This is a genomic window from Actinospica durhamensis (assembly GCF_018139695.1).
GTDB classification, from domain to species: domain Bacteria; phylum Actinomycetota; class Actinomycetes; order Streptomycetales; family Catenulisporaceae; genus Actinospica; species Actinospica durhamensis.
Map to the genome: position 1 here is coordinate 1 of NZ_JAGSOG010000287.1, position 10,434 is coordinate 10,434.

The 10,434-nt window shown below is 72.8% G+C and carries 11 protein-coding genes; 7 read left to right on the forward strand and 4 right to left on the reverse strand.

Annotation, left to right across the window (positions count from 1 at the left end; all coding sequences use genetic code 11):
* The coding region (locus tag KDL01_RS34365) for a serine/threonine-protein kinase (protein WP_212532865.1) at positions 1-743 on the reverse strand (743 nt) is incomplete at its 3' end.
* Positions 744-822: 79 nt separating this feature from the next.
* Between KDL01_RS34365 and KDL01_RS34370 the strand changes: the two genes are divergently transcribed.
* Positions 823-1,677, forward strand: a complete 855-nt coding sequence (locus KDL01_RS34370) for an aminoglycoside phosphotransferase family protein (RefSeq protein ID WP_212532866.1) — start codon at positions 823-825, stop codon at positions 1,675-1,677.
* Between the two features lie 16 nt (positions 1,678-1,693).
* Here KDL01_RS34370 and KDL01_RS34375 read toward each other — a convergent pair whose 3' ends face one another.
* Complete coding sequence (locus tag KDL01_RS34375; RefSeq protein ID WP_212532867.1) at positions 1,694-2,059, reverse strand: hypothetical protein; 366 nt, start codon at positions 2,057-2,059, stop codon at positions 1,694-1,696.
* Between the two features lie 497 nt (positions 2,060-2,556).
* Between KDL01_RS34375 and KDL01_RS34380 the strand changes: the two genes are divergently transcribed.
* The 6 genes from KDL01_RS34380 (at position 2,557) to KDL01_RS34405 (ending at position 8,154) form a co-directional block, all read left to right on the forward strand.
* Entirely contained in the window at positions 2,557-3,102 is a 546-nt protein-coding gene (locus tag KDL01_RS34380) for a sigma-70 family RNA polymerase sigma factor (protein ID WP_212532868.1), read from the forward strand.
* Between the two features lie 5 nt (positions 3,103-3,107).
* On the forward strand, positions 3,108-4,061 hold the full coding sequence (locus KDL01_RS34385; RefSeq protein WP_212532869.1) for a hypothetical protein: 954 nt from the start codon (positions 3,108-3,110) through the stop codon (positions 4,059-4,061).
* Positions 4,062-4,251: 190 nt separating this feature from the next.
* Positions 4,252-5,748, forward strand: a complete 1,497-nt coding sequence (gene gad / locus KDL01_RS34390) for a glutamate decarboxylase (RefSeq protein ID WP_212532870.1) — start codon at positions 4,252-4,254, stop codon at positions 5,746-5,748.
* A gap of 126 nt (positions 5,749-5,874) precedes the next feature.
* Positions 5,875-7,062 carry an alpha/beta hydrolase gene (locus KDL01_RS34395; protein WP_212532871.1) on the forward strand — a complete coding sequence of 396 codons (1,188 nt, stop codon included), beginning with the start codon at positions 5,875-5,877 and terminating at the stop codon, positions 7,060-7,062.
* Positions 7,063-7,084: 22 nt separating this feature from the next.
* Positions 7,085-7,474, forward strand: coding sequence for a hypothetical protein (locus KDL01_RS34400; protein ID WP_212532872.1), 390 nt, complete (start codon positions 7,085-7,087; stop codon positions 7,472-7,474).
* Positions 7,471-8,154, forward strand: coding sequence for a hypothetical protein (locus tag KDL01_RS34405; RefSeq protein ID WP_212532873.1), 684 nt, complete (start codon positions 7,471-7,473; stop codon positions 8,152-8,154). Before KDL01_RS34400 ends, KDL01_RS34405 begins: the two co-directional genes overlap by 4 nt.
* Here the strand turns inward: KDL01_RS34405 and KDL01_RS34410 are convergent.
* Both KDL01_RS34410 and KDL01_RS34415 read right to left on the reverse strand, forming a co-directional pair.
* Entirely contained in the window at positions 8,064-8,558 is a 495-nt protein-coding gene (locus tag KDL01_RS34410) for a hypothetical protein (RefSeq protein WP_212532874.1), read from the reverse strand. The two genes, KDL01_RS34405 and KDL01_RS34410, sit on opposite strands and share 91 nt — an antisense overlap.
* 142 nt (positions 8,559-8,700) lie before the next feature.
* A complete protein-coding gene (locus KDL01_RS34415; RefSeq protein WP_246577410.1) occupies positions 8,701-10,059 on the reverse strand; it encodes an SAM-dependent methyltransferase in 1,359 nt (452 codons plus the stop codon).
* Positions 10,060-10,434: the final 375 nt, after the last annotated feature.

Consider the following 10,434-nt stretch of genomic DNA (forward strand, 5'->3'; position numbering starts at 1 on the left):
GTGAGGCAGCGTTCGATGACGTCACGCAGTTCCTGCGGGACGGCGGCGAGGTTCGGGGGTGCGTTGACCACGCGGTAGAGCAGGGCGGCGGGTGGGCCGTCGCCGTAGGGGCCTTCGCCGGTCAGGGCGTGGACGAGCACGGAGCCGAGGGCGAACACGTCGGTGCCGGGGCCCACTTCCGTGCCCACGACCTGCTCGGGGGACATGAAGCCGGGCGAGCCCACGAGCAGGCCGGTGCGGGTGAGCTTGCTGGCGTCCGCCGCTCTGGCGATGCCGAAGTCGATGACCCTCGGCCCGTCCAGCGCGAGCATGATGTTCGAGGGCTTCAGGTCCCGGTGGGTCAGTCCGCTGGCATGGATGTCGGTCAGGGCCTCGGCCAGGCCGCGGGCGAGGGTGCGCACCGTCTCGAGTGGCAGCGGGCCGTGGCTGAACACGGCGTCGTGCAGGGAGATTCCGGGCACGTACTGCGAGGCGAGCCAGGGCTCCGGGCCGTCGGGATCGGCGTCGAGAACCGCCGCGATGCCGCGTCGTCCGAGCAGTCGCCGGGCGGCCTGTGCTTCTCGGGCGAAGCGGGAGCGGAACTCCACGTCCCCGGCCACGTCCGGGCGGATCAGCTTGAACGCCACCGCTTCCCCGGCCGGGGAGCGGGCCAGGAACACCCGGCCCATCCCGCCGTCGCCGAGGCGGGCGAGCATCCGGTAGCCCGCGATCTCCACCGGATCGCGGCGCGCGAGGCCGTCCATCGCCATCCTGCCGTTCCGCCCCCTGCGTATCAGTAGCCGAGATCGTATCCGAAACCATGGTTGAGGTACGTTTACGCGCGTGCATGCTGAGGTAAACGAGAAGCTGCTCGTACTCGTCGAGGAGTTGTTGCCGGGCGTCGGCCTCGACGGAGCCGTGGGCACCAACGGGCAGTTCCACGACGTCGTGCTCCTGCCGGGGCGCGCCGCGATACGCATCGCCCGGAGCGTGGCGGCGGAGCAGGAGTTGGAGCGGCGTACCGAGCTCAGCCGCCGGCTCGCCCAGGCCGGTCTGCCCTTCACCGTGCCCGAACCGCTCACCCCGGTCAAGGTGCTGCACGGCCGGACCGCCGTCGCCATGTCCTGGGTCGAGGGCGAGGCGCGCGGCAAGGGCGCCGGGGACCCGCAGATCTTCGCCGGCCTGCTGCGCGCGCTGGCGGAGGTCGACTGCGCGCCGCTGCGCGACGTGCTCGGCGAGCCGCACGAGTACGCCGGGCGCGCCGACTGGGCCCGGGTGCTCGAAGAGCAGGCCGTGCCCGCGCTGCCCCGGCGCTGGCGGGCCGAGGCGCGCCGCCGGGTCGAGGACGCGCTGGACCTGCCCGAGGTCGAGCCCAGCCTGGTGCACGGCGACCTGTGCGGCTACAACCTGCACTGGGGCTCGGCCGGACGGGTCGTGGGCGTGCTGGACTGGGACCTCGCAGCCCCCTTCGACCCGGCGGTGGACGCCGCCTGCCTCGGCAGCCACGGCTGGGACGCGGTCCGCGCGGCCGTGCCCGCCGAGGTGTATCGGCGGGCACGGATCTGGTACCGCACCTTCGGCATCGAACAGGTCGCCTCGGCCATCCTCAACGGCGAACCGGCTCCGGTGGTCAAGCGGTACGTGGCGCGCACGGCCGAGTTCCTGGAGCGGACCGCGCAGGAGGCAGTGGCGGCCTGAGAACGGCGAGCCGGGCTCAGCCCTGGTTGCCCTGGGCCTGGCCGCCGCCGGCTCCGCAGCCGCTGGGCATTCCGGCGCCGCCGGGGCCCTGGCCGCCCTGGCCGCCGCTGAAGCCGGAGGGCAGCGCGGTGGGCCTGGTGCCGTTGGTGGGGAACGCGGTGGCGCCACGGCCGCCCGCCCCGCTCGGAATCGCCGTGGGCCGGGTGCCGCCGCCGAAGCCGCCGGTGGGCATGCCCGCGCACTGCGACGTGCCGGTGGAGTTCGACGTGCCCGAGGAGGACGAGGAGCTGGAGCAGGCCGTGAGCACGCCGACTCCGGCCAGCGCGGCCATCGCCGCCCCGGCACACCGGACCGTCAGCGCTTTCCTGCGTCGTTCTCTCATCCCGCACCTCACTGTCGGCTGCCGCACTTGAACGCACGCAAACATCCCGGGTCCGGATGAACCGAGTCTGGAGGCGGGGTGAGAGAACGGTGGGATGTCCCTCAGAATCGCAGCGTCGGGGCGAAAGGGGCTATAGGCCCACATAAGGGACGGGGCCGCGCCGGTGGCGGAGAATGGGGGACATGAAGGGGCCCCGCCGCTGGGACGAGACCCCTCCGCCTGCGCCGTTCTCTCACTCCTGCAGGGAAATCAGAACCCGGCGAGTCCCGGCGCGGCGACCGGGGCGTGGGCCCCGTCGTCACCGACCGACAAGTCACGGTTACGCATGGCAGCCGGACTGTCAATAAGAAGCCTGATGATTGTATGAGAACCGTGACGCACGGCTTTTGACTCTGGATTATTTCTTGCCCGCGGGTGCATCCCGGCGGCGGGTTCGGGCGTGTTGGGACCGGATCCGCGTCGACCGGGCGTGGTGCGTCGAACAGAGAGGGGGCGTGGTGGCGGAACTGAGGGCGCACGAGGCGGACTTCGACGAGTTCTTCGGGGCGAGCTTCCGGCGGGTGGTCAGTCAGATCTACGCGATGACCGGGAACCTCGCCGAGGCGGAGGACGCGGTGGCCGAGGCGTACGCCAAGGCGTGGCAGCGCTGGAGCCTGGTGCGCGGGTACACCGACCCGGAGGCGTGGATCCGCACGGTGGCCTACCGCCTGGCCGTCTCCTCCTGGCGCAAGGCGGTCAACCGCCGGGCCGCCCACCGCCGCGCGGCCGCCTCCGCGGAGACGCCCGAGCTCAGTGCCGACCACCTCGCCCTCGTCGACGCGCTGCGCCAGATCTCGGCCGAGCAGCGCCGCGCCATCGTGCTCTTCCACCTCGTGGGCCTGTCCATCAGCGAGATCGCGGCCGAGACCGACTCGCCCGAGGGCACGGTCAAGTCGCATCTCAACCGGGGTCGCAAGGCCCTGGCCCCGCTGGTGTCCGAGTTCGCCACGGCCGGTTCCGGCGAGAGCCGGGGTTCACGCTACGGCCTGGCAAGGGAATGGTGAGTCCGATGCCCGAGAGCTTCGATCGCCTGCTCGCCGACATGGCGCGCTCCGCGGTCTCCGAGACCCGGCCCCCCTTGGCCGCGCAGGTGCGCCGGCGCGGCAAGCAACTCACGGTGCGCCGCCGCGTGCTCGGCTCGGCGGTCGCGTTCGCGGCGGTCTGCGGGGTGGTGGCGGGCGGCCTGATGGCGAAGATGCCGGGGATCGGCCAGGGCACGTCCGTGGTCCCGGGGACCACCTACTCCGGACTTCCCTCGACCGCCGCCGGCCCCGTGACCTCCTCCACGCTCGCCGCGCCCGGACCGCTCTCGACGGCCGGCGCCTCGAGCGCGGCCGGCTCGGGTCTGGTCCAGGGGCTGTGGAAGCGCAGCGACGGCACCGTCGGTTATCTGATCATCTATCCGACCGGCCTCGCGGGTACGTCGCAGTACGCGGGGATCGGCATCACCTCGTCCGGGTCCTTCCCGCTGTGCTACGGGCGGATCTCGACCGCGCCGCCGGACGGTGGCGCGTACTCCATTACCGACGTGTCCTGCGGCGGCGACCTCGTCTCCGGCATGACGCTGAGCTACGGGGACACGGCCGGGCACACGCTGCGGGTGCACATGCCCTCGTCGTCCGGCGGGTCGGCGGCCGACGTCCTCTACGCCGAGGACCAAGCGGCCCTGTCCGTGGGAGCGACGGCGGCGCCGACGGCCGTCGCCGGGACCTGGACCGACTCCGCGGGCTCGGTCACGCTCGCCGCGGGCGGCACCGTCGGCTGGTCGGTGGCCAGCCACGGCTCCCTGCAGACCGGATCCGGGACGGTGGCGGGGTACTTCGACGGCGGCATGGTCGTGAACGTGCTCTGCGCGACCGGCTCGGGTGTGTGCGGCGTACTCCAGTTGCAGTTCGACGCGGGGCTCGGCCGGCTGACCGTGATCGGGGGCGACGGGCCGCAGGTGTTCACGCGGAAGAACTGACCCGGGCAGCGCAGCGTCGGGGCGACCCGATCCGACGCCACCGCGGCCTGGGCTGACGCGCCGTCAGCGGCTCCGGTGCGTCCCGGAATCCGCCCGAATGCGCGCGGAGCGGACGCTGGCTTCCGTGCGCCGCCGGTGGCAGGGTGTCCCGGGGGGTGGCCTGAACGCTTGCGCACGGAAGGGTTTCCGCATGGCCGAACCACACGGCACGGAGTCGAAGGACGAAGAAGGCTTGCACACACCGCGGGTGCGCGGTGTGTCGGTCGCCTCGAGCAACGGGTCGCGCCCGGCCTCGCGGGCGCCGCACCGCACGCTGTCGGTCAACCCGTTCGTCTCCTCGGCCGCCGACCCCCTCGGCTCGATGCAGCTCGCGCCGCCGATGTACCAGATCCCGGACGGACCGATAGAGCCCAGCACGGCCTACCGGCTCATCCACGACGAGCTGATGCTCGACGGCAACGCCCGGCTGAACCTGGCCACGTTCGTCACCACGTGGATGGAGCCCGAGGCCACGCTGCTGATGGCCGAGTGCGCCGAGAAGAACATGATCGACAAGGACGAGTACCCGCAGACCGCCGAGCTCGAGCGGCGCTGCGTGGCGATCCTGGCCGACCTGTGGAACGCGCCCGACCCGCACACCGCCATCGGCTGCTCGACCACCGGTTCGAGCGAGGCCTGCATGCTCGCCGGGCTCGCGCTCAAGCGGCGCTGGATGAAGGCCAACCCCGAGCGGTACGCGGCCGGGGCCAAGCCCAACCTGGTGATGGGCGTCAACGTGCAGGTGTGCTGGGAGAAGTTCTGCGAGTTCTGGGAGGTGGAGCCGCGCTACGTGCCGATGGAGGGCGAGCGCTACCACCTCGACGGCGAGCAGGCCGCGGCGAAGGTGGACGAGAACACCATCGGCGTGGTGGCGATCCTCGGCTCGACCATGGACGGCAGCTACGAGCCGGTCTGGGACATCTGCGCGAAGCTGGACGAGGTGCAGCAGCGCACCGGCCTCGACGTGCCGGTGCACGTGGACGGTGCGTCCGGGGCCATGATCGCGCCCTTCCTCGACCCGGACATGCACTGGGACTTCCGCCAGCCGCGGGTCGCCTCGATCAACACCTCGGGTCACAAGTACGGGCTCGTCTACCCGGGCGTGGGCTGGGTGCTGTGGCGCAACGCCGCCGCGCTGCCCGAGGAACTGGTGTTCAAGGTCAACTATCTCGGCGGCGACATGCCGACCTTCGCGCTCAACTTCTCCCGGCCGGGCGCACAGGTCGTGGCGCAGTACTACAACTTCCTGCGACTCGGCCACGAAGGCTACCGCCAGGTGCAGCAGGCCTGCCGGGACGTGGCCAAGCACCTGGCCGACGGGGTGGCCGCGCTGCCGGAATTCCGGCTGCTGACCAAGGGCGACCAGCTGCCGGTGTTCGCCTTCACCACGGCCGAGGGCGTGACCGACTTCGATGTCTTCGACGTCTCGCGGCGGCTGCGCGAGCGCGGCTGGCAGGTGCCCGCCTACACCTTCCCGGCCGACCGGACCGACCTCGCGGTGATCCGTCTTGTGGTGCGCAACGGTTTCTCGCGCGACCTCGCCGACCTGCTGCTGGCCGACCTCGACCGGCTGCTGCCGGAACTGCGCAAGCAGCCCGCGCCGATGCAGCAGTACGGGGTGGAGGCGAAGGAGGCCTTCCACCACTGACACCCGCGGACACGCGGTCGGCGTACCGGCCCGCCGCCCCGTGCGGCACGCCGGTACGCCGCCGGTGGAGGGGACACGCCGGAGAAATAACCGACATGTGCCCATAGTGAGGGATATTCTCTTCCGGTGACCCCGACCAGCGGATCCCTCCAGCTGTGCACGATCGCCCTCGCGGTGCTCGCCGCCGTCGCCACCGTGCTGCTGTGGAACCGGATGCGCGGGCCGCGTTCGGCCCGGGTGCTCCAGCGGGCCGGGCTGCTGGTGTTCGGCGAGCTCATGGCCGCGACGGCGATCCTGGTGTGGGTCAACATCTCCAACGGCGGCCTGGTCGTGTCCTGGCAGGACCTGCTGGGCAATCAGAGCACCCGGGGCGGGGTGTTCGCCGGGCAGACCGGCGCGGTGGTACTCGACCCGCAGCCGGTCCCGGTGGCCCGCGCGGCCGCCGCGGGTGCGGCCGCGGCGATCCCGGCGGCGGGCCTGGCCACGCTGCACGCGGTCCGCTTCACCCCGGCCGAGGACGGCTTCCGGGAGGCGACCTTCCGCGGCCCGGCCTCCGGCCTCGACTCCCAGGTGTACGTCTGGACGCCGCCGCAGTACGCGGACGAGCCGCACGCCACGTTCCCGGTGCTCGAACTCCTGCACGGGGTGGTCGGCTCGCCGGACGGCTGGATGGGGCCGATGAACGTGGTCGCCCACCTCGAGGCGGCCGAGCAGTCGGCCAAGGTCTACCCGTTCATCCTGGTCGTCCCGCAGGTCACGCCGGTGGCCGGGCACACCTGGCCGTGGAACAACGAGGAGTGCAGCAACGTGCCCGGGGACGGCGACGTGGACTCCTGGCTCACCCAGGACGTGCGCGACCTGGTGGTGGCGGACTTCCGGGCCGAGTCCGCGGCGGACGGCTGGGGCCTGATGGGCTACTCCACCGGCGGGTTCTGCGCGGCGAAGCTGGTGTTGCAGCACCCGGACCGGTACCAGGCCGCGGTCTCGCTGGCCGGGTACTACACGCCCGACTCGGACACGCTCACCTCCGATCCGCAGCTCGACCACGCCAACAGCCCGCTGTGGCTGCTCGGGCACACCCGGACCCCGGCCGTCAGCCTGCTGATGACGGCGAGCGAGCAGGACCGGGTGGATCCGGCCGCGGAGACGGCGCAGGTACTGGCCACGGTCAAGGCCAACCCGCTGGCCCGGGCCACCGAGGTGCAGTCCTTCGTCGCGCCGCTGGGCGGCGGGCACAACCAGAGCGCGTGGGAGAAGATGCTGCCGACCGCCTTCACCTGGCTCTCCCAGCGGCTGACCGGACCGACGACGTGACCGCCGCGACGAGGGAGCCGGGATGTCGCTGACGAGCCCCACCACGCAGTACGTGAGCATCATGGCGGCGGTGTGCGCCACGACCGCGGTGCTGCTGCTGTGGAACCGCGTACGCGGTCCGCGCGCGGTGCGGCTGCTGTCCCGGTGCGGGCTGCTGATCGGCGGCTACGCGGCGACGGCGGTGGCGGTGCTGGTGTCGGTGAACATCGCCTACGGCGGCCTGATCGTGAGCGTGAACGACCTGTTCGCGGACCTCAACCCGCCGATGAACTACCACCACACCGGGCACATGCACGCGCACCACCGGGCGGTGGCGCCCGGCCCGAGTACGACTCCGAGCCCGAAAGCGACTGCGAGCCCGACCGCGTCCGCGGGCCCGGACTCGGCCGGGGTGTCCGGCCTGGCCGGATGACCACGCCCCGGATCGCCGCGCTGCTGGCGGGGATCGCGCTGGCCGCGGGCACGGCGGGGTCCGCCGCGGCCAAGTCGGACCTGCGGGTGAACGCCGCCGCGGTCACCGTGGCACGCTCGGGTGCGGCCGAGATCGCGGTCACCGCGGTGGGCGGGGACGACGCGGCGGGACCGCAGCGTCTGTGCGTGCAGCAGGATTCCGCCGGCGGCTGGCGGGATCTGTCCTGCGGCCGGGTGCGGTTCGGCACCGGCGGCCGGCTTCGGGTGCTCGTGCCGGTGTCGTGGGCCGGTCCGCTGCGGTTCCGGGCCGAGCTCGAGCGCGTGCCGCGCAGGCACGGCGGCGGACGCGGCGCGCCGACGCCCGACCTCGTCTCCAAGCCGGTCACGGTCACGGTCGTGTTCACGGTGACGTACGCGGCCAAGGCGGCGGTCCCGGGAGCCGCGACGGTCACGGCCGCGGCTGCCGCGACGCCCGCGCCGACGGCCACCGCGCGGGGCACGAAGACGACGGCGAAGCCCGGTCCGACATCGACACGGACACCGTCGACACAGACACAGACACAGTCGACACCGCCGCCCCCGCCGCCCGACTACTCGCGGCAGAGTCCTTCGAGGTCGACGGTGTCCTTGAGGACCACCGAGACCGGGACGGCCACCGCGTCGTTGGTCAGGTCGAAGTAGTCGTCGTAGGCCGACGCCAGGGTCCTGATGTCCTGCTTGATCGCGGGCTGGTCGGCCGCGTCCGCGGCGCCGTCGAGCGCGGTCACGAGCAGCTGCACGCCGGCGTTGTTGACCGCCTCGCGGCCCTCCGCCAGCAGCTTCACCGAGGACGGGCCGTACGTGCTGATCGCCTTGAGTGCGGCGACGCAGCCCGGGTCGCCGCTCGGGTTCGTCACCGTCGTCGCGGTCGAGGTCTGCGCGGCGCCGGTGGCGTGTTCGTCCGAGGCGTTGGAGGCCTCGATGTTCGCGCAGCCCGCGGCGGCGCAGCCGATCAGGGCGAGTGCGGCGGACAGGTCGAGAGCCCGCGCGCGTCGGACGCGCGGGAAGGGTCGGCACACGGCAGACCGGCCGTCGGTACGGGACACGGCTCCACCCCCGTCAGGTGTCGCGAGGCTCGGTCAGAGCCCTTTCATCGTACCGGCGGCCGGCCGGACCAAGACGCCCTTTTACGGATTTTCCGCCGGGATCCGGGGAATTCCGGCGCGGATCACCGCGCCGGAACCGGGGTCAGGTGGCCGCGGCGAGCGGCTCGCGGCTGAGCACGAGCTGGTGTACGTCCAGGTAGCCGGAGGCGAACCCGGCCTCGGAGTAGGCCAGGTACAGCTGCCAGGTGCGCCGGAAGGTCTCGTCGAAGCCCAGGGAGCCGAGACGGCTCGCGTTGGCCACCAGGCGCTCCCCCCACAGCGCCAGCGTGCGCGCGTAGTGGCCGCCGAAGGACAGGTCGTCGCGGATCTGCAGGCCCACCCGCGCCGCGTTCTGCCGGATCGCGGTCATCGAGGGGATCAGGCCGCCGGGGAAGATGTACTTGATGATCCAGGTCTGGGTGCGCGCGGTGGCGAGCATCCGGTCGTGCGGCATGGTGATCGCCTGCAGGCCCACCCGTCCGCCGGGCGCGAGCAGCCGTGACAGGGTGCTGAAGTAGGTGGGCCAGTGCTCCCTGCCGACGGCCTCGATCATCTCCACGCTCAGCACCGCGTCGTACTGGCCGTCGGTGTCGCGGTAGTCGCGCAGCTCCACCTCGACCGCGTCGGCGAGCCCGGCCAGCTCGGCCTGCTGCCGGGTGTAGGCCAGCTGCCGCTCCGAGAGCGTGATGGTGCGCACCTTCGCCCCGCGCCGCGCCGCGCGCCGGGCCAGTTCGCCCCAGCCGCTGCCGATCTCCAGCAGCCGGGTGCCCGGGCCGACGCCGGTGAGGTCGAGCAGGCGGTCGATCTTGCGCTCCTGGGCCCGGCGCAGCAGTTCAAGGCCCGCGCCGCCGTCGTTCATGTCCGGGCGCAGCAGCTCGCCCGCGAGCCGGCCCGCGTCCGTCAGCGCCGGGACCGCGGCCGGGGCCGGGCCGTCGAACAGCGCGGCGGAGTAGGTCATGGTCGGATCGAGGAAGAGCTCGAACATCTCGTTGGACAGGTCGTAGTGCCGGGCGATGTTGTCCCTGGCCTCGTCCGCGGTCGCGTTCTCGGTCCCGGGCCGGCGCACCACGTGCAGCCGCCGCAGCCGCTGCAGCGGCGCGGGCACGAGCGTGGTCACGTTCGCGGCGAACACCCCGAGCAGCCCGGCGAGGTCGTCCGCGTCCCAGTCGCCGGCCTGGTAGGACTCGCCGAAGCCGATCAGACCGCCGGCACCGATCCGCTGGTAGAACGCCTCGGGCCGGTGCAGCGTGAGCACCGGGTCGGCCGGGCCGCCGGCGCCGAGGGTGGAGCCGTCGGGCAGGCGCAGCCGCAGCGGCAGCTCGCGCACCGCGTGCCGGACGATCCGCGCGGCCACCCGCCCGCGCAGCCGTCCGGCCGGCACGGTGGCCAGGGCCGGCCAGCGTCCCCCGTCCGAGGTCCGCTCGGCCGGCCGGTCCGGCAGCATGTCAGTCTCCGGATTCATCACTCTTTCCCTTCTCATACGAACGACTCGGGTGGACGAACCCGGCCGACCCCGGTTCGCCCACACCGCCGATACGGATACCCCGCGGCAAGCCCCTTACGCGGCGGACTGTCCGGTCGACTTACGCCGTCCGGGGGAACGGGGCCGAGCGCGCGGGGCCGAACGGGCGATGGCCCAGGTGCGGTCGGGCCGGGTGCGACCCCGGCGACGCCCGGGCCCGGACGGGCGCGTCCGGCCTGCTCGCGCGGTGCCTTGCCGCCGGTCCCACCCGGCTCTATGGTCACAGCACTCCCCGGACAACCGCAGGGTATTGATGATCTTCCGCACACGGAACGGAGTCGCCCATGTCCGATCCGGCCGCCGACATCCCCGGCC